Genomic DNA, 23276 nt, shown 5'->3' on the forward strand with positions numbered 1-23276 from the left:
CTCTACGCTTTTCCGGTCAAACGCCTGCACTGTTCTTCCGTTATTTGCGTACGCCGTCCAAGTCCATCGTCTCGGAGGCGACGGTAACGGCATACTTGCGCAAGTCGATTTTTCGCCTGTTTGCCCAAAATCCACAGTTATCCATAACGAAAATAATCCGTTCCAAGCAAAATTCGTCCGATTTTGACGCCAATTCAATGGCTTCTTAAGCTTTAGAACTTTTTACTGTCCAGAAATGACGATATATAGATTAATTGATTATTTAAACACGGGGTGAATTCATGAGTACTCATGGAGTTAGTGCAGTCAATTCGACAAGACCTGTTCATTTAGCGACAAGTGGACAGGAAAGTGCAACTCAGGAGAACAAATCATCCGGGGATACTTTCGTTCAGTTCGTTCAGACGGGGGAAGAATTGAAGACTGCTCAGCAAGAAGGAGTTAAAGTGTCGATTGGCGAAGCGCAATTGATCAAGGCGATTGATCGTGCGATAAAGGAGTTTCAAGGCCCGCAGACCACTATTGAGATGAAGGTGCATGAAGCTACCAAGGCAGTCACGATTAAAGTGATGAATAAAGAAACCGGCGAATTGATTAGAGAGATCCCGCCGGAGAAGACATTGGATTTGGTAGCTAAAATGATGGAATTTGCCGGCATATTAATCGACCAGAAGGTGTAGGAGGGCTTACAGATGGTAACGAGAATTACAGGTATGGCGTCCGGATTGGACGTCGATTCTCTCGTTAAGCAACTAATGAAGGCGAAACAGGCTACGCTGGATAATATGGTTAGGAAACGGACGAAGCTCGAATGGCAGCAGGAAGACTATCGTACGATGGCTGCGAAGATCGTAGATTTTCGTAATAATAAGGTAAGTAATTACAATTTATCCACCGCAATCAATGCGAAGTCAACTACTGTCAGCGGCGATCAGAGTGCGGTAACCGTCAATTCGACAAGCTCAAGCGCTTCGGGCAGCTTGAATGTGAAAGTCGAATCTGTAGCAGAATTTGCAACAAAAGTATTCACCTTCGCTGGTGCGAACGATACGACAGAGTTAGGCGATCTACTTGAGTCGGATGGTACCAATGTAACTGTAACGATTAACGGTGAACCAATTACTTTATCCAAGACTAGCAAGTTGTCGGATCTTGCGACAGCAATTAATGCAAAATCCGGCACTACGAAGTCAACCGCCCTCTATAAGGATGGTCAGCTTTCTATATCTGCTACACAGACCGGTGTAGGCGCTAATACCGTTGACAGTAATGGCAACACGGTTAAAACAGGTACATTAGATATTCAGATGATAGATGTAAATTCTATTGGAATAAATGGAGTAGAAGCGGCTAAAGGTGGCCAGGCTAAGGTCATAATAAATGGAATAACTTACGAAAGCGATAGCAACAAATTCTCGGTCAACGGATATACCTTTACTGTCAATGCGAAAACTGCCACGGGAAGTTCCACTACGCTAACAGCTACACGCGACGTGGACAAGATCGTTGAGACAGTTAAATCGTTTATTAGCGATTACAATAGCTTGATTAGTGCCGTTAACTCTGAGCTGTCAGAACAAAAGTATTATAAGTATAATCCTCTCACGAGTGACGAGAAAGAGGGGATGACAGACGATGAGATTAAGTTATGGCAAGATAAAGCTAGAAGCGGCACGCTTCAAAATGATTCCACGCTTAAGAAGATGATATCAGACTTTCGATTCGAAATGACTTCCTTAGTAGCGGGTATTAAGGATGCGAATGGGCAATCGATTTCGATTGGTATCACAACCGGCAGTTATAGCGAGCAAGGGAAACTGTACCTTGATGAATCGAAGCTGCGAACAGCGTTAGAGTCGAATCCTGATGAGGTCGTGAATCTCTTTAGCGGACAAAGCTCAGGGTCATCTTCCGGCTTATTTTCGAAAGTATTGGACACGACAATGGAAGCATTAAAGAGCTTGCAGACGAAGGCAGGGACATCGCTTTATAGCACCGATCTTAATACCACTCTTCTTGCTAATTCCTTGCTGAGTACTCAAATCAGTGAAATGAAGAAACAAGAAGACTTTGAGCAAGAACGACTTAATAATGCTGAGACGCAATATTACAAAATGTTCACGGCAATGGAGACTGCTATAAATAGGTATAATAGTCAGTCTAGCAGTATATCCAGTATGCTTGGATAAGGAGTGAAGAGTTTGCAGTCCAATCCATACCAGAAGTACCAACAACAATCTGTTCAGACAGCTTCCCCTGGTCAGTTGATTGTGATGCTCTACGATGGTGCGATTCGCTTTGTGAAGCAGGGTATTGAAGCCATTGATAATAATGCTATAGAGAAGGCTAATACCTATTTAGTTAAAGCGCAGAATATCTTGCACGAATTGATTGCTTCGCTGAATCATCAGTATCCTTTGGCAGCAGATTTAGCAAGGATTTATGAGTATATGCTCTACCAGCTTATAAATGCAAATATGAAGAAAAGTAAAGAGCCGGCCCTTGAAGTAATATCTTATTTGGTTGAACTGAGGGGATCATGGGTAAGTGCGAGTAAATCCAGCCTGATAACGGCGGAAGCGGCTACTCATGGATAAGCTGTTGCAAGAAGTGTTGGAGGAAACCCAACAACTGTATGAAGCGGGATTAACTGCTAATTACGCTCGTTATGAGGCGCTCGTAGAAATGCGTCAGAAGCTAGTCAATCAAATGACCGCGCAAGGCACATTGTCCGATGAGCAGCAGAGGATCGTTCGGGAAATTATGACGTATGACCTCTTTATCACAAGTAATATGCAACAGATAAAGGAAGAGGCATCTGAAGCGCTCTTGCGAATCAAAAATTATAAGAAACAAAAAAATGCTTATGACAATAATAGTTCCATTGAAGGTTTCATGTTTGATCAAAGGGAATGATAGAAATTGGAAGGGCCGTCCATGAGGAAATCGGACGGTTCTTCTTATTTTGAACTAGGTTTATTCCGATATATAAAATAGTAGAGTAGGGGGAACGTTCATGCAGCAGTTAAACTCGCAAACGACGGAAACCATCGCACAGATCGTTCATTTTCTGCCGAGAATGATGGAGGCCTGTCATTCGCTCTCGGAACGACTTGTCGTGCCGATGGATGAACAAGCTTGGAACGCTCTTGCCGATGTTGTAGAAGGATTAAATGACCTATATCAAACCTCAAAGACAATTTATCCAGAACTAGAACAAATCAGGGAAATACGACTTGCGAGTGCATTACGGACAGCTTCAAGTAAGATCGAACGGTATTTTCAAGCGTTTAACATCTCGATCGATGAAGATGAGTTTATCGAAGCTAGCGATATCGTGCGGTATGAATGGGTTCCGATGCTCGTTGAATTGTACAATCAGTTGACTGGACAAGAAACAACAATAAGCAATGACGAGGAATCCGAGCCAGAGCTGATACAGATTTCCCCGAAGTTGTTCGAGAAAAATATGATGTACTTAAAGTTCAATTTCCCACATGTGTATTCGCAGATGATTCAAGTGCAGCGAGACGCCGTAAATTATCGCTTTGAGAGTGCTAAGAACGGGCTATTGAACCTCGCTGTTTGTTCTGAGGGACGTTTGTCATACTTGTCTAGTCGTTATAATCCAGTCCAGGAAGCGCAAGCATGGGTGAGAGGGATAGCCCCTACGGTCCAAGATAAACCGTTCATTCTGCTATTCGGATTTGGATTAGGCTATCACATTACTTCATTCTTTGAAACATTCCCGGAGCACAATCTGTTCATTTATGAACCCGATGAGCAAATTTTCCTATCGGCATTGTGGGCAGTGGATTACCAAGAAACGTTCGGAAAGCTTAATATTAGGGATATTTTCGTAGGTCGGGATAAGAACAATCGCAATAAGTTGATCTACAGATTCTTAAAGTATATGAGTGGCGAGCCGCATGTGCTGTCCTTGCCTGTATACGATAAATTGAAGGGGCCCGAAAAACTCGAGTTTTTTACAGATGCTAAAGTTGCAATAATGAATTACAACAACTCCATTGGTACCTTTAAGTACTTCGGGATGCAGTGGGTTAAGAATAGTTTTATGAATCTACCCCAAATATTACAAACGCCTTCTATCGCCGGCTGGAAGAACCGGTGCCAAGGCATTACTGCTGTCGTCGCAGGAGCGGGTCCGTCTCTTCAACACGATATTGAAACGTTAAAGAAGCTCAAGAATCATGCGCTTGTCATCGCCGCAGGCTCAACGATTCAGTCGTTGTTGCATTACGGCATTAAGCCGCATCTCATCATTTCGATAGACGGCGGCGAAGCGAACTATAACGTATTTAAAGATTTGGATACGAGTGATATTCCATTCGTGTTTACGCCGACAATTGAGTATCACATCGTCGAGAATCGGGATAGCAATCTTGCTCACTTTTTCCTAAGTAATGACAATACCATAAGAGGACTCTTTGGGTTTACGGAAGACGATCCCATTTTCGACCCGGTTCAATCGGTAACCGGTGTTGCAATCCAATTGGCAATTTATCTCGGATGTTCAGAAGTCGTATTAACGGGGCAAGATTTATCTTATCCAACGGATGATTTGTATTCACCAGGAGCGAAGCACCTGACCGTAGAACAGATAAGTGCGGCTATGGATGATAAGGAATCGCTTAGGGTGGAGAATGTCCGTGGCGGCTATAACCGCACGACCTCAGGGATGAGAGCTACCCTCTCGGGGATTGAGGATGTTCTTGCTAGTTTCCAAGAAGTTAAATTCGTGAACACGTCGCAGTTGGGTGCCAAAATCCAGCATACAAAGTGGGAACCGCTGAAGGCTGTGTTAAGTCGTGTTCATCATATTCATGTGGAAAAGGATTACATTCTTCACGCACAAAAGGAACTTTCAGGGTATTGCCTTGAAAGGGCGGAAAGCATTCTCAGAAAAATCCAGCATTTGCCGAGCGAGTTGATGAAGTCAAAGGACGACTTATTGTGGATTTCCAGGAATGTGAGAAAACTTGAATTGCTTAGCCGAACGAATCAGAGAAAGTGCTTCGAACTAATCGTTGAAATTGATAAGAAGTGGAACTCTTTCGTGCACAGCAACATATTCGATATGATATTTTTAGTAGTGTTCCGCAACGAGTTTTTGGTGTTTGAGCGCGAGATTGCGGACTTGAGCAAGGAGAAGGATATGATCAAGCGATCCAAGCTGATCTTCGACAGCATGAGTCCGTTCGTGAAAAATATGTTGGATAGCATCCCGGCATTTCATCAATTGTTAGAAGAATCAGCAAGACGATTGGGAACGCATAGTCAGCTTCAATAAGAGGGTGAATGTAAAATGGAAGGTATTTTTTATAAAAAGAAGATATTGATTATCGGCGGAACAGGGACGATCGGGCAAAGCCTTCTGCGGCATATTCTTATGCAGTCGCCGACTGTCGTGCGTGTATTCAGTCGAGATGAACATAAGCAATTCGAGCTTCAGCAAGAGATGCGGGAATATCGCAATATTCGTTATCTCATTGGTGACGTTCGGGATTACGATCGTGTACAACGCGCGATGCAGGATATCGATTACGTCTTTCACGTCGCAGCAATGAAGCATGTGCCAGCTTGCGAATATAATCCGTTCGAGGCTGTCCAGACGAATATTATCGGGACCCAGAATGTTATTCAGGCTTCGCTCGAATGCGGTGTGCAGAAGACGATATTCACAAGCACGGACAAAGCTATCGCACCTTCAAACACCTACGGGGCATCCAAGCTGATGGCTGAACGATTGATTCTAGCAGGGCAATACCAAGCGGGAACAAGCAATACGATTTTTGCGGCTGTTCGTTTCGGCAATGTGATGGGCTCTAGAGGATCCGTTATTCCACTATTTCGGCAGCAGATTGCAGAGCGTAGCGGCATCACGTTGACACGGCGTGACATGACGAGGTTTATGATGACGCTCCAACAAGCGACAGAACTGACCGTACATGCCATGACGGTAGCTCAGGGAGGAGAAGTTTTCGTACTGAAGATGCCAGTTATCCGCTTGCAGGATTTGGCCGAATGTATCATTGAGGAAGAATGCAAACATAACGGACTTCCAATAGAATCGATCAGAATCGAAGAAATTGGTCTTCGGCCGGGCGAGAAAATGTACGAGGAGCTTATGACAGAGGAAGAGTCGGGTCACGCATTTGAGATGGAAAAAATGTTTGTCATACCGAACTCTTTTCTTAGGCAGAGTACATATAAAGGAGCGGTTCCGGCCAAAACCCATAGCTATAGCTCGGATCAGGTTGAATGTATGACGAAAGAACAAGTGCGTAACATTCTTATCGATAATCAATTAATAAAACAGAAGCCTTCCGTACGGAAAGGGTTCGCTGTTAAATGAGTACCGTTATTATTATTCAGGCTAGAATGGGCTCGACTCGGTTACCGGGTAAGGTGATGGTGAAGCTGAATGGGCGGCATGTGCTCCAGCATGTAATTGAGCGTTGCAGGAGAGTAAAGCTCGCGGACAAGGTGATTGTAGCGACGACGGACAACAATGAAGACGATGCCATTGAGGCGTTCTGCTTGACGCTAGATGTTCCATGCTATAGGGGAAGCGAGCAGGATGTGCTGGGACGGTATTACGAAGCCGCCGTTCTCCATCACGCAACCGTCGTTGTTCGAGTTACGTCGGACTGTCCATTACTAGATCCGGAGATTTGCGATAAGGTCATTAGCATGCTCCATAATAGCGAAGAAGCGGTATACTGCAGCAATGATTTAGAGAGAACCTTTCCTCGGGGGCTTGATGTAGAAGTGTTTCGTATGAGTGCGCTTCAAGAAGCGTATCGTACAGCTCGGGAGCCTTATCAGCGGGAACATGTAACACCTTATATATATGAAGCGAATTCGCCGGACTTCCTATTATGTCTCAAGAATGAAGAGAACTTGTCGCATCATAGATGGACGCTTGATACGGAAGAAGATATGAAGTTTATGATAGAATTATTTAAGCGAATGGACACCGGAACAGAGGATTATTCCTGGAAGTCCGTTGTTCCGATCATTAATCGGCATCCTGACATCTCCTCTATTAACAATAGAGTCCAACAGAAGAAACTGCATAATTAGGTGGGGATGATATGAGCGTCGCAGTTGTAGCAGGTGGAGGAATAGCAGGTATATTGAGCGCGCTATTATTAAGTGAAAGTGAACGGTTTAAGAAAATTATCCTTATAGAGAAGAATGATGTTCTCGGGGGATTATTAAACTCGAGCGTTACCGAAGAAGGCTATTCTTTCGATTGCGGCACTCACTTGCTTGGAGAAACAGGGATCTTGGAACTCGACGAGCTTCTTCTAAAAGATGTTATGAACGACTGGAAATTAATATCCCCACTAAAAGTTAGTACATATTTTAATGGAACGATACAACATGAAGGTCCATGTATCGATGCCAGGCTTATTGATGAGCCGCTTTATTACAAAGGAGTAGTGGAGTTGCTTAACAGCAAGCCTGTAGAAGAGGGCCGGATCGATAATCTAGCGGACCAACTAGTGATGGAATACGGCCAAACCTTCGCAGATGAGCTTTTTGCCCGTACCATTAAGAAATTGTTTAATACAACAGCAGATCAGCTAATACCTGGAGCGCATGAATTGTTTGTTCCCAGACGAATAAAAATTCTGGCGGAACATATTAGTGCGGAATTAAAAGGATCTCCCTATTTGGACTCCAAGATAGCATTCCACCAAATTGTTGATCAACGCAGAAGCTACTATCCGCATAGCGGCGGTATAGGGCAGTGGATTTCTATCCTGGAAGATCGATTAAGACGGAACGGTATCGAAGTTATCTTGAATGACCATATTCGGCAAGTTGTTCACGAGAATGGTAAAGTCAGAGCTGTTCGTACATCTACAGAAGAAATTGCATTAGATCAGCTAGTATGGTCAATACCGCCGGGGATATTATACAAAATGGTGAAACAAGACGGCACAGTTAAAATGCCGAAGATCAGAAAGGTCAAGCTGTTTCACTTTGTCTTTGATGCGCCATTTAATTGCGATTGTGCGTATTTGAACAATTATGACCAGACATTCTCCAGCTTTAGGATTACATTCTATGCGAATATGAATAGTGAACATAATGGTTATCGATGCACGGTGGAAGTTTTGTTCTCCGATGACCATTGTGATATACGTGCAGAGACGATAGTGGATGAATTGAAACGAATGCAAGTGCTTAAGGATCTAAGCAATTTGCTATATTGCAAAACAGAGGAGCTTCCAACGGGGTTTCCGCTATTAACTAAACAGTATGTGAATGAGTTAAACGAGCAGGTATCTTATATCAATCAAAACTTTAACAATGTTCTAATGGTGGGAAAGTCGAATGGCAGCGGATTTTTCTTAAACGATGTATTAATAAATACATATCATTCAGTTAAGGAATTAGGGTGATGGAATGAAATGCGCGATAATGCAGCCTACTTACCTGCCGTGGGCCGGATATTTCCATCTTATGAGCACAGTAGATACGTTTGTTTTTCTTGATGATGTTCAATTTGCAAGAAGATCGTGGCAACAGCGGAATCGAATCGTTCTACAAGGCAGAGAAGCGTTCCTGACCGTTCCGGTAATGTCCAGAGGTAAACAGGAACAATTGATATACGATGTAGTAACGGACGAGACACAAGCATGGAGACAGGAGCATATACTTAAGCTTCGGCATGCCTACGGAAAGCATCCGTACGGAAATGAAATCATTCATTTGATAGAGCGTTGTTATCAAGAATCAGGTTCTAAGCTTTGCGAGTTGAATATCAATATTATTAGTGCGATAAAACATGCGCTTCATATGAATGCGAAGCTTCTTAGAAGCAGCGAATTATCCGCAGATGGCACGAAGTCTGCCTATTTAATAAATATATGCAAATCAGTTGGTGCATCTCATTACGTGAGTGCGCCTGGTTCACGGCAATATATTGAAGAGGAAGCGCTGTTCGCGGTTGAACCTCTCGAACTTTCGTATCATATGTTTCAACCTTTCCTATATCCACAACGCAATGCGACGGAATTCATTCCTTATATGTCAATTATAGACCTGATATCCAATGTCGGGTTTGAACGCGCAAGGGAATATTTATTGGAGTCATCCCATGTATCCTAAAATTGTGTTTATCGCTATGGCAGGCAGAACAATTGGAATGGGGCATGCAACGCGTCTGAAGGTTTTACGAGACAAGGCTGTGCGATTAGGATTAAATTCCGTTAGTTTATATGCGGTTGCCCCTATGGAAGATATTCATATAGAAGGCTTTGATAAGCAATATAGCACATTTGAACAACTAGAAGCTGATCTGAAGAAAGAGTCTCCAATAGTGGCTGTCGTAGATGGGCCGATTGAGCGATTGAATCGAGAAGCGATGATAGAGATGCGTCATACGGGGGTAACCATATGCCTGATCAATGATGCCGACGAACCGATTGATCCAGAGACATATGACTACAGCATTTCCTGCAGCGTGAAGTATGCCGATCAATCCAAACAGACTGGGACTAGATTGTTTGGGCCGAAATTCATTATTCTGAGCGATCAATACGTACCTGCGTATGTTTATAAGAAGAACATATCAGAGCACGTGCAACGTTTACTGTTAAGCTTCGGCGGCACTGACCCGGGCAAGATTACGCCGATAGCGTTAGAACTATTGAATAAGTGTTCTTGTCTTGTGAATAAATTAAGCATTGAAATCATATTAGGGGCTCATGCGGACATAAACGAGAAAGAGTTACAATCTCGCCACCAAGTGAGCATATATCGCGGAGTCAACAACATGTCGGAACGGCTTCGTCACGCGGATGTAGCTATTATATCCGGGGGGATGACACTCTACGAGGCCAGTTGCGTTGGCGTTCCGATCGTGACCATTAATCAGAACCAAGAGCAAGAGGATGAAGCGGCCGCCTTTGAGAATTTGAATGCGATTGTTAATCTCGGTATACATAACCAATTGACGAATGCCCATTTTGACGAGGCTATGCAGCGCATGATGGAACCCGAATTCAGGAGAAGTTTATCACGAACGGCTTCCAGGTTAATCGATGCGAGAGGTTCAGAGCGGATTGTGCAATTGATCCAATCCATTGTAGAGAGGGGCACACATCCTATGTATATTGATGATAACCATACCAAATGGGAAAAACTGCATCACTCCGCTCGATTTCGATTGATATATCCAAGCGAGACGACTATACGGTTTATTAAAGGAAACTTCAATCAAGGGGAAGGTCACCGGATACTTGATTTAGGCTGCGGAACAGGTAGACATGTCGTGTTTCTGGCAAGCGAAGGCTACGATGTGACAGGAATCGACTTCTCGAAGGAAGGGCTTCATTATACCGCTCAGCGGCTAGAGCAATTGAATTTATCAGCCGAATTGGTGCAGGGGTCCATTGTTACGCTTCCGTTCGAGAATGAATCGTTTGACGGGGTCATCTCGATCTCTGTCATTTATTATTTCATAAAGGCAGACGTGCAGAGAGTAATCGATGAACTATATCGCGTTCTTAAACCTGGAGGAAAAGCGTTCATCGTCGTGCGGGCATTGGATGATAAGCGATATGGACAAGGAATTGAAGTCGAACCGAACACTTATGTGATGGATAACGATTTCTCGAATGAAGAGAAGATGACCATTCACTTCTTCTCGGTAGAAGAAGTGAGGGAAATGTTCGTCGGATTCAACGAAATATCGATTGGCTTCCATCGAGAAGGCTATAGCAGCCTTGCGGATGTAGACTCTGATCTATTAATTACGATTACCAAATAGCAAGCGGAAGGGGGACTGAGATCGTGTACCTTAACAATCAAAGAGACAAGTGGGATCTCGTACACAGTATAGAGAGACTGCGGCTCAAGTATCCTAGCGAACAGGTTGTTCGTTTCATTAAATCGAATTTTAGCAGCGATATCTCCAACACTAGAATACTTGATTTAGGCTGCGGTTCAGGCAGACATGTTGCCTATTTGCTAGGAGCAGGCTATCAAGTTGCAGGGATGGATATTTCGCAAGAATCTGTAGCTTGTACGCAATCGATTATTGCTTCGAACGGATGGTCCGCTGATGTTGTACAAGGAAGTATGACTCAACTCCCCTATAAGGATCAGAGCTTTGATGGACTAATTTGTCACGGCGTGCTTTTATATCTTAAGGTGATTGATATTCAAGCGGCGATAAACGAAATGTTCCGGGTGATGAAGCCAGGCGCTAGAGCGTTGATCGTTGTAAGAAGCGTGAAGGATATGCGATATGGCAAAGGAGACGAACTTGGCGACAACACTTTCTTAATAACGGATAACTTTACGAATGAAGAAGGCATGGTCATGCATTTCTTCACGGAAGAAGAAATTCGGTCGTTATTTGCTTCGTTTACGAATGTGCAAGTTGGAATATCCGAGATGTCTATGAAATCATTAGAAGATTACAATTCTGATTACATTATCATTGTTACCAAGTAAGTAGAACTAGGAGGCAGTAATCATGAGCGTTTTCCGAATCGGGGATAAGAAAATCGGACGAGATTATCCGCCTTTTATCATTGCGGAAATGTCCGGTAACCATAATCAGTCGTTAGAGCGGGCTTTGGAAATTGTAGAAGCGGCGGCTAAGAGCGGCGCTCACGCTTTGAAGCTTCAGACTTACACGGCTGACACGATGACTCTGGATATTGACGAAGGCGATTTCTTTATTCAAGATCCAGAGAGCTTATGGGAAGGAAATTCCCTGTACAAATTATATCAGGAAGCCCACACACCGTGGGAATGGCACGAGCCGATCTTCAAGAGATGCAAGGAACTGGGGATTATCGCATTCAGCACTCCGTTTGATGAGACGGCTGTCGATTTCCTTGAGTCGCTAGATGTTCCATGCTATAAAGTCGCATCCTTCGAGAACACGGATTTGCCCTTGATCCGCAAAATAGCTTCGACAGGGAAGCCGATAATCATCTCTACGGGGATGGCCACCGTTGCCGAATTGGATGAGACGGTAAGAGCCGCTAGAGAAGCTGGGTGTGAGCACATCTGTTTGTTGAAATGCACGAGTACCTATCCTGCCACCCCTGATAACACGAATCTACTTACGATTCCGCATCTCAGAGAACTATTCAATTGCGAGGTAGGCTTATCCGACCATACAATGGGCGTAGGTGTGTCTGTTGCCAGTGTTGCTCTAGGTGCGAGCGTGATAGAAAAGCACTTTACCCTTGCAAGGGCAGACGGAGGAGTAGACTCTGCTTTCTCGATGGAGCCGGAAGAGATGCGCTCTCTCGTACTTGAAAGCGAGCGGGCCTGGCAAGCTCTTGGAACGGTTTCCTATGGCGCAACGGAGAAAGAGAAAGCTTCATTGAAGTTTAGACGTTCGCTTTATATTACAGAAGATATTCAAGCTGGAAGTGTATTCACTGCTCGTAACGTTCGAGCGATCAGACCAGGGTTTGGCTTGCCGCCTAAACATATGGAGAACGTTATTGGCAGAAAGGCGAAATGCGATGTAACAAAGGGGACTCCTGTTTCTTGGGATATTCTTAATTAGCAGCTAAGTAGTGGAGGAACGCGGATGAACATTTTACTTACCGGCGGAGCTGGTTTTATTGGTCGATGGGTAGCGAAGCGCCTGTTGGCCGATGGACATAACGTATGGATTTTGGATGATCTCTCCAATGGCAGGGAGGCCAATATAGCTGAATTTCGAGAGCATTCTGGCTTGAAGGCCTTTATCGAAGGCTCGATTATGGATGAGGCGCTGCTGGGCCGTCTGTTCAATGAATATAATTTCGATATTTGTTATCATCTAGGCGCATCTATTAACGTACAAGATTCTATCGATGATCCAAGAACGACCTTTAACAATGATGCCATAGGCACCTTCTATGTCATGGAGCAAGCTCGAAAGCACAATGTCAAAGTGGTCTTCATGAGTACTTGCATGGTATATGATCGTTGCACGGATGAGCAAGGCATCAACGAATTGCATCCGATTAAACCGGCTTCTCCCTATGCAGGATCCAAGATTGCGGCGGAGAATATGGTGCTCTCCTACTTCTATTCATATGGTTTGCCGACTGTTGTCATTCGGCCTTTCAATACGTATGGACCTTACCAGAAAACGGGAGGAGAAGGCGGCGTTGTTGCAATCTTTCTGAAGAACAAGCTTGCGGGTAAAGACTTGAATATCTATGGGAGCGGAACGCAAACTCGAGACTTGCTGTATGTTGAAGACTGCGCTGGCTTCGTCGCAGAAGCAGGATATTCGGATAGCGTCAACGGCGAAATTGTGAATGCAGGGCTCGGAAGCGACATTTCGGTCAATGAACTGGCGATGCTGATCGTTGGGGATGCCGACCGGATTAAGCACGTTGAACATATTCATCCACAGAGCGAAATTCAGAAGCTGCTATGCAATTACGACAAAGCGAAGAAGTTATTGAGTTGGGAGCCTATTGTATCACTTGAAGAAGGTCTCGCGCGGACAGAACGTTGGATCGCTGCAACAGATCTGATATAGGAAGAAGGCGGCTGAGTGATGAAGACTGCGCCACTGGCTAGAACGGAGATGCTGCCATACGGCAAGCAAGCAATCGATGAGGATGATATTCAAGCTGTTGTCGATGTGCTAAGAAGCGATTATATAACGCAAGGTCCTGCTATTGACAGCTTCGAGCGCAGGGTAGCTGATTATGTCGGTGCGCGTTATGCTATAGCTTTCTGTAACGGAACAGCAGCACTGCATGCAGCTTGTTATGCCGCCGGCGTAGGTCAGGGTGATGAGGTAATTACGACGCCGATCACATTCCTAGCCAGCAGCAATTGTGCGTTGTATATGGGGGCAAGACCCGTGTTCGTTGATATTAAACTGGACACGTACAATATTGATCCTGATCGTCTGGCTCATGCTATCACGTCTAGGACGAAGGCAATTATTCCGGTAGACTTCACTGGCCAGCCAGTAGAGATTGACCGTATTGCCGAGCTTGCGCGAGAGCGCGGGCTCGTCGTCATTCAAGATGCTGCTCACTCGCTTGGCTCTTCCTATTGTCACCGTAAGGTAGGCGCATTAGCGGATATGACGATGTTCAGCTTCCACCCCGTCAAGCATGTTACATCTGGCGAGGGTGGAGTGATCGTGACGGATAATGAGCATTATTACAAGCGATTGCAGCTGTTTAGAAGTCATGGCATGACTCGCGATACAACGCTTATGCAGAAGAACGACGGTCCGTGGTACTATGAAATGATCGACCTAGGATATAACTTCCGAATGACCGATATGCAGGCAGCGTTAGGAGCCTCTCAGATGAAGAAGCTGGACGGTTTTGTTCGGCGTAGAAGGGAGATAGCCGCTCGTTATTCGGAAGCATTCTCTGACGTTGAGGGCTTAATCGTTCCATATCAGCATCCTAATGCACAATCGAGCTGGCATCTATATATTTTGCGGTGGGATGAGAAGTATTTTAATGATGGCAGAAACCGAGCCTTTCAGGCACTGAGAGACCGCCTCATCGGAGTGCATGTACATTACATACCGATTTATAAACAGCCATACTATCGCTCGCTAGGCTATTCTTACGTCGATTGTCCTAATGCGGAAGAATATTATCAAACGGCACTAACTCTGCCGTTATTCCCCTCAATGACGGATCAGGACGTGCGAGACGTAATTAATAACGTTAAGGAAGTAGCGGTTATTCTTAAAAACGACTAACTCTCCCCCCCTCTCTCATACGAGAGGGGGGTTCGTTCGTAAGCTGATTTATGGGCTATAGCTACCGAAAGGTTTATTCCACATGTTAAAGCGAGCGGAACATAGACAAAGAAGCATATCGAGGTTCAATTGCAAGAAGGCGTTTCTTAAGTTCCTCTTTAGTAATCGGATCATTGCAGATACTGCACATAAGCAGAATGACATCTTTAGACTTCGGTTCGAGCGACATTGTATAATTTAGCCAATTTATTGCTTCCTCGATGTTACCTTGTCCTAAGTATAGGAAAGCAAGATTGATGCTATTCTTAGCGTTCAAGGCATCATTGTCTAATAAATGGGATGCGTATTGCAAAGCGGTGGAAATTTGATGTGTCTGGAAGAAATAAGACGTTAGGTTATTTATCAAATCAAGCGTCGCAATGCGATCAATGAGATCGCCGTATACATTATCTTGCTTCAGCAAGTAGAGGTCGGTCAATATCTCGAATAGGACATTGTTGATTTCAGACTCCTGCGAAATGTCAGTTCCATCTCGCAGTTTTCTAGCGATATCCAGGTGTGGATATTCGTATAGCTTTTCGGGCACTTCGGACCAGATGTCGATTCCCCAAACAATAGTACCGAGCGCCAAATGTTTCAACAGTTGCGGGTGATGCTCGGAACGCTGCCAGTCATACCTTGAAACAAACCTGGTAAAACGTTCCTTGTTATGATGAAGCAGATGATAACGCAATACTTCGTGAGGCTCAAGACGGTTCAGCGTATCGCCTTGTTCGACAAAGTGGGAAGCGAGCTCTCGATTTCCAATAGACACAGCGATTTTGGCTAGTTTTATTTCTCTTATATGGTCCTCAATATTTAATAATTTATGGAGAAAAGCAACAATCGAATCGGCGGATTCGTTCAAAGACATCAGTTCGACAAGCTTGAAGAGCGCAGCAATATTTTGGGGATTTGCGATAAGCTGCTTTGTTATATAATAGATGCTTTGCGGAAGATTGGCCTCTTTTTCATAGATTTTTGCAAGGTTCTCCAAAGGAATGTTCATGCTATGCTCCGGGCTCATAAGATAGGGATCGAGATTGTTCCTTGTCCTTTGCTCCGCAAGCTCAATCGCATCTAAGAAACCTTGTTTGGACAGTTTCCAGAAGCCTAATCGGTGTTCCAAAAGGGCTATGATGGTTTGGACGTCCGAATATTTCGTATAGGGGAGCATATACTTTTCAACGAATTCCCATGCATCAAAAAGTTTCCCGAGTCGGATCATCACAGTCAACGCAGAGAGGTAAAGGTCTGCAACCCATGAACCGTCGGGCGGTGCGATTGCGATGCCCTTCTGATAAATAGTCAATGCTTCCGCGTAATTTTCCATAACGGAATATTGATTTCCCAATGTGAAATAGTCATAGGCGTTATATTTCGTGTTCTTTTCCATCTCTTTGAAAATGGATAAGTTACGCCCATGTTTGTCCTTCTTTTCGATTTCGGACTTTTGGTATCCCGTATGGTAGATCGGAATTTTTAAATCGGCCGACTTCAAAGCGACTCCTCGCGTGGAATATACTTGCTCGTGGATCGGGCGATGAAATAGAAGACCCATATAATTCGGAAATACCCGAACAACCTTGGAGACGTTTAGGTTACCCCGTTCGTCTTCTCCCAGCATGCTTATATAGGGTTGGTGATAGACAATGCCTTCCTCGGGTTCCAGCCGACTAAGAACGTTGCGTAAATGGGCGATATCTTTTTCTTCCATGTAGTCGTCGGCATCCAAACATAGAATCCATTTGCCCGTTGCGTATTGCAAGGACACATTGCGAGCTGCCGAGAAGTCGTTGATCCATTCGAAGTGATAAATATTGTCGGTATATTTTTTTGCAATGTCGACCGTACTGTCCGTTGAACCCGTATCAACGAGAATTATCTCGTCCAAATATCGATATACGCTTTGCAAACAGCGTTCTAGCGAGTCTTCTTCGTTTTTTACAATCATGCAGAGGGAGATCAGTCGATCGCTCATAAGTGCCTCCATTGGCGCGTTTGAATTTTAGTTGTAACGGATAAGGTGACGTTGGTATATCTATTTTTTATCGGCTTATGCAACTAATTTGTGGAGATCGATATTGTAAACAATTGCTGAACGGATGTCGATATACTGTTCAGATTCGCTACCGCAGTGAAGGAGGAGCTTCTATGGGTGTTTCGGCAGCCATGATCGTTAAGGACGAAATAAGATGTGTCGAACGTTGTATATCTAGCGTAATATCTGCCGTAGACGAATTTGTGATTGTCGATACAGGTTCAACCGACGGGACATTGCAGGTTATAGAGCGAATGCAGGAACAAAATGAGAAAATTAAGCTATATCGCTTTGAGTGGATAAACGACTTTTCGGCGGCTCGGAATTACTCGCTTTCCAAGGTAACGAACGGTTGGGTCTTTGTCGTTGATGCCGATGATGTATTGCCGGAAGATCAAAGCTACAAAGTTAGGGAAATTACGAGTATTTTAGATAAAGAGGGGAAACAAACGGCATTATACGTTGTAATGGATAACGTCATAAATGGTCATATTGTGTCGTCTTATGACAATACATGTCTTCGTATATTCCCGTCCCACCTACGGTATCGAGATCAAATCCATGAACGCGTTGAGTTGCCGAAAGACTTCCCGGTAGCTAGATATGATCTGCATATTCTTCATGACGGCTATGATCCAAACTTAACGGATAGAAAGAAAAAAATCATACGTAATTTACAGTTGTTGCAATTGAGCTTGAAATCCGACCAGAAGAATGCCCGGCTATGGCTGCAGCTCGGCAGGGAAATGACAGCTTTCGACAAAGACAAGGCAAAGAAATACTTTGATATTGCCGAATCGTTGTCCAATGACCCCAATATTTTGAATTGGATAAAGCGTTCAAGGGAAGAAATGAATGAATAGCTTGGTTACTTAACAGGAGGGCATGGAGCAACCACGCGGAGGCCTTGACACCGCTTACATTTTCCCCATTGACACCAATCTTTACCTAATGGTATATTCGGGTTGTGGACCGGGCCAATTCGCCTATGTCAATTGAAAATGAAGGGAATGTTAAGCACATGCAAGGTAAAGTGAAATGGTTCAATGCAGAGAAGGGTTATGGATTCATCGAGACAGAACAAGGCGGCGACGTGTTCGTTCACTTCTCCGCAATCCAAATGGACGGATACAAGGCTCTCGAAGAAGGCCAATCCGTTGAATTTGACATTGTGCAAGGCGCTAGAGGCCCGCAAGCTGCTAACGTAACCAAGGTGTAATCATAAGACGCGTATGCGTCACCTTTGAATAAAGGGATAAATACAGAACCGGTTTTCCTAGATGAATGACCGGCCGCTCAACCCCGGAGAGATCCGGGGTTGTTTGTTGTTTTATCCGGCTTTTAGCTACCGCCAGACGCACCCTTGTCTCACTCTATGAAATCGCTTTCCTCTCTTTTCGCACGAAATGAGCCAAGTTTTCAAATAATTCAAAATTATTAGCCGAATGTAATGATTTGGCCCATGAGGATGTGGTATGATGAAGTCAGCAAAGGAGGAATGCAGATGAAATACAACATTCGTGGTCAGCGCATGGAAGTCACTCTCGCTCTTCGGGAATATGTCGAGAAGAAGCTGAGCCGGCTGGAACGGTATTTGGAAGCACCTCCCTTATCCGATGCGCAAGTAACGTTAAGCGCCACCAAGGGCTTGCATGCCATCGAGGTCACGATTCCTTTGACAAGCGTTCTGCTTAGGGCCGAAGTGAAGAGCGAGGATATGTACGCCTCGATCGACCTGGTAACCGACAAGCTGGAACGCCAGATTCGCAAGCACAAGACCAAGGTAAACCGCAAGTTCCGCCAGGACGGATCGTCCAGAGCCTTGTTCAAGGAGGAATATGGAGCCGGATCCCGCAACGCTACGGCGTTGGCAACCTTCGAGGAGGAAGAAGAGTACGAGCTGGTCCGCACGAAGCGCTTTAATCTGAAGCCGATGGATGTGGAGGAAGCGATTCTTCAGATGAATATGGTGGGACACAACTTCTACGTTTTCGCCAATTCCGATACCCGAGAGGTGAATGTGGTTTATCGCCGCAGCGATGGAAGATACGGACTGATCGAGTCCGCTGAATAGATAGGCGAAGATGGCGCTCCCAAGGCGCGAATCGCCGCGACACGAGGCACGGCCTGCGATCGTTAGCTCCTGTGGAGCTTCGGGACGCAGGCTTTTCCTTTTGGTAGGAATGGCTGACATTCCTTTCCGCCAAGCCTTCCTTGCCCGCCACCTGTCAAGCTGTTAAAATAAGTAGATACGGCTTTACCCGCACAGAGGGAAGGGGTAGACTATGCTCGGATTAGTGAAAAAAATGTTTGGAGATCCTAACGAACGTGAAGTCAAACGGCTCATGAAGACCGTCGAACAGATCAACGGATTGGAATCTTCTTTAACGGGATTAACGGATGAACAGCTGCGCGCCAAGACGGAAGAATTCAGAGGCCGCCTGGAGAAGGGCGAAGAGCTAGACGATTTGCTTCCGGAGGCGTTCGCCGTCGTTCGCGAAGCTTCTAAGCGCGTGCTTAAGATGCGCCACTTCGACGTGCAGCTGCTCGGGGGCATGGTGCTCCATAGCGGCAGAATCTCCGAGATGAAGACAGGGGAAGGGAAGACGCTCGTCGGTACCCTTCCGGTCTATCTGAACGCGCTCGCCGGCAAGGGCGTGCACGTCGTCACCGTCAACGATTATCTGGCGCAGCGCGACAGCCAGTTGATGGGACAGCTGTACGAATTCCTGGGCATGACCGTCGGCTGCAACCTGCATGGTCTCAGCCATGAAGAGAAGCAAGCGGCTTACGCTTGCGATATCACCTACGGTACGAATAACGAGTACGGCTTCGACTATCTTCGCGACAACATGGTGCTCTACAAGGAGCAGATGGTCCAGCGCCCTCTGCAATTCGCCATCATCGACGAAGTCGACTCCATCCTCATCGACGAAGCGCGTACGCCTCTTATCATCTCCGGACAAGCCCAGAAGTCGACCCAGCTGTATTATGCGGCGGATCGTTTCGTGGCCCGCTTGGAGGAGACGGAGGACTACACGATCGATGTGAAAATGCGCAGCATCTCGTTGACGGACACCGGTGTCAGCAAGGCGGAGAACGCGTTTAATATCGAGAACCTGTTCGCGCACGAGAACGTGACGCTGAATCATCATATCAGCCAAGCGCTGCGCGCGCGCTTCATCATGAAGCGGGATGTCGACTATGTCGTTCAAGAGGACGAGGTCGTCATCGTCGACGAATTCACGGGACGCCTGATGGCCGGTCGCCGTTACAGCGACGGGCTGCATCAAGCGATCGAAGCGAAGGAAGGCCTCGAGGTTCAGAACGAGAGCATGACCTTGGCGACGATTACGTTCCAGAACTACTTCCGAATGTACCGCAAGCTGGCCGGCATGACCGGTACCGCGAAGACGGAAGAAGAAGAGTTCAAGCGGATCTACGGCCTCGAGGTCGTGCAGATTCCGACCAATCGCCCGAACATCCGGACGGACTCTCCGGACGTGGTGTACAAGTCGCAGAACGGCAAGTTCAAGGCCGTCGTCGACGAGATCGTCGAACGCCACAAGACGGGACAGCCCGTCCTGGTCGGCACGGTGTCGATCGAGAACTCGGAACGCGTCTCGGAGATGCTGAAGAAGAAGGGCATCAAGCACCAAGTCCTGAACGCCAAGTACCACGCCGAAGAAGCCGCGATCATCTCGAACGCGGGGCAGCACGGCACCGTTACGATCGCCACCAACATGGCGGGCCGCGGTACCGACATTCTGCTCGGCGAAGGGGTAGCGGCGCTCGGAGGCCTCCATATTATCGGTACGGAACGCCATGAGAGCCGCCGGATCGACAATCAGCTGCGCGGACGCGCGGGACGCCAAGGCGACCCGGGTTCTTCCCAGTTCTACTTGTCGATGGAAGACGAACTGATGCGCCGGTTCGGCGCCGACAATATCATGGGCATGATGGAGCGTCTCGGCTTCGACGAGAGCTCGCCGATCGAGAGCAAGCTGATCACCCGCGCGATCGAATCCGCCCAGAAGCGCGTGGAAGGCAGCAACTTCGACGCTCGTCGCGTCGTCCTGCAGTACGACGACGTCATCAACCTGCAGCGCGAGAAGATCTACGGCGACCGCCGGGAGATCCTTAATTCCGAGAATATCCGCGAGATCGTAAGCGGCATGATCAACAACGTCGTGGAACGCGCGGTCGATAAGCATTGCCCGGGCGAAGAGGTTCCGGAGGATTGGGATCTGGAAGGCTTGGTTGCTTATGCCCACAAGAACTTCCTGCCGGAGAACAGCTTCACGAAGGAAGATATCTGGGGCAAGGAGAAAGAAGAGATCGTCGAATGGCTGCTCGCTCGCGTCAATGCCTTCTATGACGAGAGAGAAGAGCAGATCGGTACCGAGACGATGCGCGAGTTCGAGAAGGTTGTCGTGCTGCGCGCGGTCGATAGCAAGTGGATGGATCACATCGACGCGATGGATCACCTTCGCCAGGGCATCCACCTTCGCGCTTACGGCGGCAACGATCCTCTGCGCGAATACCAATTCGAAGGCCACAACATGTTCCTCGCCATGATCGAGCGAATCGAAGAAGAGATTACGCTCTACATCATGAAGGCTCAAGTCGAGAGCAACGTGAAGCGCGAAGCGGTAGCGGAAGGACAGGCCGTCGATACGAAGGCGGAAGCCGGTCCGAAGCGCCCTCTCAAGAAGGCCGAGAACATCGGGCGTAACGACCCTTGCCCATGCGGCAGCGGGAAGAAATACAAATTGTGTCACGGTCGCATAAGCTAGAAGGAAGATTGGCTGCAGCCATCGTCCCTGTGAGAAACGGCGCTACGTTGCGGATTGCAGCGGCGATGGCGCCGTTTCGCCGCGTCCGTTCCTAATTATCCTCAAGAGGTGGTTCAACATGTCCATCAACGATACATCGGCCAAGCAAGACCTTCGCGAGACCGCGAAGCGAATCCAGCAACTTAGGGGGTCTCTTTGACTTAGATCTCAAGCTGGAAATGATCGAGAACTATGAAGTAAAGATGTCGGCTCCTGACTTCTGGGACGACAACGAGAAGGCGCAAGGCGTCATCTCCGAGATGAACGCAATCAAGGGCGTCGTCGACCAATTCTCGGCCATGACGTCCGAGCTCGAGGATCTCGAAGCGATGCAAGAGATTCTGGAGGAAGAATCCGACGCGGAGCTTGAAGCCGATTGGGCTGATAACGTCAAAGGCCTGAAAGAAAAGGTCGACGGGTTCGAGCTTCAACTGCTGCTAAACCAGCCTTACGATAAGTCTCATGCGATTCTGGAACTGCATCCGGGCGCAGGCGGCACCGAGTCGCAAGACTGGGGCTCGATGCTCTACCGCATGTATACCCGTTGGGCGGAGAAGCGCGGCTTCAAGGTCGAGCTTCTCGATTACCTGCCGGGAGACGAGGCGGGCATCAAGAGCGTCACCATCATGGTTAGGGGCTACAATGCCTATGGCTACCTGAAGGCGGAGAAGGGCGTTCACCGCCTCGTTCGGATTTCGCCGTTCGACGCTTCCGGACGCCGTCATACTTCCTTCGTCTCCTGCGACGTCGTGCCGGAGATTCCGGACGACGTCCAGATCGAAATTCGCATGGAAGACGTTAGGGTAGACACCTACCGGGCCAGCGGCGCGGGCGGCCAGCACATCAACAAGACGGATTCCGCGATCCGGATGACGCATATCCCGACGGGGATTGTCGTGGCCTGCCAGACTCAGCGCTCGCAGATCCAGAACCGGGAGCAAGCCTTGAAGATGCTGCAGTCCAAGCTTTATGAATTGAAGATTCAGGAGCAGCAGCAAGAGCTAGCCGCTATACGGGGCGAACAGAAGGATATCGCATGGGGCAGCCAGATCCGTTCGTACGTGTTCCATCCTTACAGCATGGTGAAGGATCACCGTACGGGCGTCGAGACGGGCAACGTGCAGGCGGTGATGGACGGCGACCTCGACCCGTTCATCGACGGCTATCTTCGCAGCCAGATCAAGCAGCCAGAGGCGAACGAATAGTCAAACCAAGAGCATAGAGCGGATTCCGCGAAGGAGCCGCTTTATGCTCTTTTTCTTATTGACGGAGCGACGGGGACGGTGCTAGGATAAACAACAGACGGTAACCGCTTACAAGGGATCGCTTTCCCGCATTAGTGCAAACGTTTGCGCAAACGAATGCACAGCTTACGTTCTGATTTGCTTTAAAACCGAGCAACTCCACAAGAGAAAGCTCATTCGTTTTTTAGCAAGTGAGACCTAGTAAGAGCAAACAAAAGAAGCAACAAGTAAGAGCAATTAAGTAAGAGCCGCATAGTAAGAACCGCATAGCAAGAGCCGCATAACAAGAACCACACAGCAAGAGCCAGACAGCACATCACAAGCAACTCATCTCAGGCAGAAGCAACTCATCACAAGCAACGCAGCAAGACTTT

General features: G+C 46.8%; 20 protein-coding genes and 1 pseudogene. 20 read left to right on the plus strand and 1 reads right to left on the minus strand.

The window, feature by feature from the left end:
• The 15 genes and pseudogenes from ELR57_RS28435 to pseC all read left to right on the plus strand — a co-directional run.
• Nucleotides 1-209, plus strand: a pseudogene (locus ELR57_RS28435) (hypothetical protein); the annotation flags it as partial.
• Nucleotides 210-281: 72 nt separating this feature from the next.
• The gene (locus ELR57_RS25395; RefSeq protein WP_126962309.1) at nt 282-680 is read left to right on the plus strand and encodes a flagellar protein FlaG; all 399 of its coding nucleotides are present in this window, start codon (nt 282-284) and stop codon (nt 678-680) included.
• Between the two features lie 12 nt (nt 681-692).
• Nucleotides 693-2189 carry a flagellar filament capping protein FliD gene (fliD, locus tag ELR57_RS25400; RefSeq protein ID WP_126962311.1) on the plus strand — a complete coding sequence of 499 codons (1497 nt, stop codon included), beginning with the start codon at nt 693-695 and terminating at the stop codon, nt 2187-2189.
• A gap of 12 nt (nt 2190-2201) precedes the next feature.
• Nucleotides 2202-2597, plus strand: a complete 396-nt coding sequence (fliS, locus tag ELR57_RS25405; protein ID WP_126962313.1) for a flagellar export chaperone FliS — start codon at nt 2202-2204, stop codon at nt 2595-2597.
• On the plus strand, nt 2590-2916 hold the full coding sequence (fliT, locus tag ELR57_RS25410; RefSeq protein ID WP_126962315.1) for a flagellar protein FliT: 327 nt from the start codon (nt 2590-2592) through the stop codon (nt 2914-2916). Before fliS ends, fliT begins: the two co-directional genes overlap by 8 nt.
• Nucleotides 2917-3016: 100 nt before the next feature.
• Entirely contained in the window at nt 3017-5311 is a 2295-nt protein-coding gene (locus tag ELR57_RS25415) for a motility associated factor glycosyltransferase family protein (RefSeq protein WP_126962317.1), read from the plus strand.
• A 24-nt stretch (nt 5312-5335) separates the two neighbouring features.
• The gene (locus ELR57_RS25420) at nt 5336-6376 is read left to right on the plus strand and encodes a UDP-N-acetylglucosamine 4,6-dehydratase family protein (RefSeq protein ID WP_126962436.1); all 1041 of its coding nucleotides are present in this window, start codon (nt 5336-5338) and stop codon (nt 6374-6376) included.
• Nucleotides 6373-7107 (plus strand): cytidylyltransferase domain-containing protein, encoded by a 735-nt coding sequence (locus ELR57_RS25425; RefSeq protein ID WP_126962319.1) that lies wholly within the window; start codon nt 6373-6375, stop codon nt 7105-7107. The genes ELR57_RS25420 and ELR57_RS25425 overlap by 4 nt, the downstream gene beginning before the upstream one ends.
• A gap of 11 nt (nt 7108-7118) precedes the next feature.
• On the plus strand, nt 7119-8438 hold the full coding sequence (locus ELR57_RS25430) for an NAD(P)-binding protein (protein WP_126962321.1): 1320 nt from the start codon (nt 7119-7121) through the stop codon (nt 8436-8438).
• Between the two features lie 19 nt (nt 8439-8457).
• Complete coding sequence (locus tag ELR57_RS25435; RefSeq protein ID WP_255414982.1) at nt 8458-9147, plus strand: WbqC family protein; 690 nt, start codon at nt 8458-8460, stop codon at nt 9145-9147.
• A complete protein-coding gene (locus ELR57_RS25440; protein ID WP_158630174.1) occupies nt 9137-10810 on the plus strand; it encodes a methyltransferase domain-containing protein in 1674 nt (557 codons plus the stop codon). The genes ELR57_RS25435 and ELR57_RS25440 overlap by 11 nt, the downstream gene beginning before the upstream one ends.
• The gene (locus ELR57_RS25445) at nt 10807-11499 is read left to right on the plus strand and encodes a class I SAM-dependent methyltransferase (protein WP_255414983.1); all 693 of its coding nucleotides are present in this window, start codon (nt 10807-10809) and stop codon (nt 11497-11499) included. Before ELR57_RS25440 ends, ELR57_RS25445 begins: the two co-directional genes overlap by 4 nt.
• Nucleotides 11500-11521: 22 nt before the next feature.
• Complete coding sequence (gene pseI, locus ELR57_RS25450; RefSeq protein ID WP_192896620.1) at nt 11522-12574, plus strand: pseudaminic acid synthase; 1053 nt, start codon at nt 11522-11524, stop codon at nt 12572-12574.
• Nucleotides 12575-12598: 24 nt separating this feature from the next.
• Nucleotides 12599-13546 (plus strand): dTDP-glucose 4,6-dehydratase, encoded by a 948-nt coding sequence (locus tag ELR57_RS25455; protein WP_126962330.1) that lies wholly within the window; start codon nt 12599-12601, stop codon nt 13544-13546.
• A gap of 18 nt (nt 13547-13564) precedes the next feature.
• On the plus strand, nt 13565-14743 hold the full coding sequence (gene pseC, locus ELR57_RS25460) for a UDP-4-amino-4,6-dideoxy-N-acetyl-beta-L-altrosamine transaminase (protein ID WP_126962438.1): 1179 nt from the start codon (nt 13565-13567) through the stop codon (nt 14741-14743).
• Nucleotides 14744-14828: 85 nt separating this feature from the next.
• Here the strand turns inward: pseC and ELR57_RS25465 are convergent, their stop codons facing one another.
• Nucleotides 14829-16763, minus strand: coding sequence for a glycosyltransferase (locus ELR57_RS25465; protein WP_158630176.1), 1935 nt, complete (start codon nt 16761-16763; stop codon nt 14829-14831).
• 173 nt (nt 16764-16936) lie between these two features.
• On the opposite strand from ELR57_RS25465, the gene ELR57_RS25470 reads away from it, so the two are divergent.
• From ELR57_RS25470 to prfB, 5 genes are all read left to right on the plus strand, one after another.
• Nucleotides 16937-17686, plus strand: coding sequence for a glycosyltransferase family 2 protein (locus tag ELR57_RS25470; protein WP_126962334.1), 750 nt, complete (start codon nt 16937-16939; stop codon nt 17684-17686).
• Between the two features lie 158 nt (nt 17687-17844).
• Nucleotides 17845-18042 (plus strand): cold shock domain-containing protein, encoded by a 198-nt coding sequence (locus ELR57_RS25475; RefSeq protein WP_027087264.1) that lies wholly within the window; start codon nt 17845-17847, stop codon nt 18040-18042.
• Between the two features lie 285 nt (nt 18043-18327).
• Entirely contained in the window at nt 18328-18897 is a 570-nt protein-coding gene (gene hpf / locus ELR57_RS25480) for a ribosome hibernation-promoting factor, HPF/YfiA family (RefSeq protein WP_126962336.1), read from the plus strand.
• Between the two features lie 211 nt (nt 18898-19108).
• On the plus strand, nt 19109-21619 hold the full coding sequence (secA, locus tag ELR57_RS25485) for a preprotein translocase subunit SecA (RefSeq protein ID WP_126962338.1): 2511 nt from the start codon (nt 19109-19111) through the stop codon (nt 21617-21619).
• A 118-nt stretch (nt 21620-21737) separates the two neighbouring features.
• Nucleotides 21738-22863, plus strand: a protein-coding gene (prfB, locus tag ELR57_RS25490; protein ID WP_126962340.1) for a peptide chain release factor 2 whose coding sequence is annotated in 2 segments (ribosomal slippage) — nt 21738-21815 and nt 21817-22863 — 1125 coding nt in all. Because the reading frame shifts where the segments join, the coding sequence is not laid out codon by codon here.
• The last annotated feature ends 413 nt before the right edge of the window (nt 22864-23276 follow it).

This window comes from Cohnella sp. AR92 (assembly GCF_003990975.1).
Taxonomy (GTDB): domain Bacteria; phylum Bacillota; class Bacilli; order Paenibacillales; family Paenibacillaceae; genus Cohnella.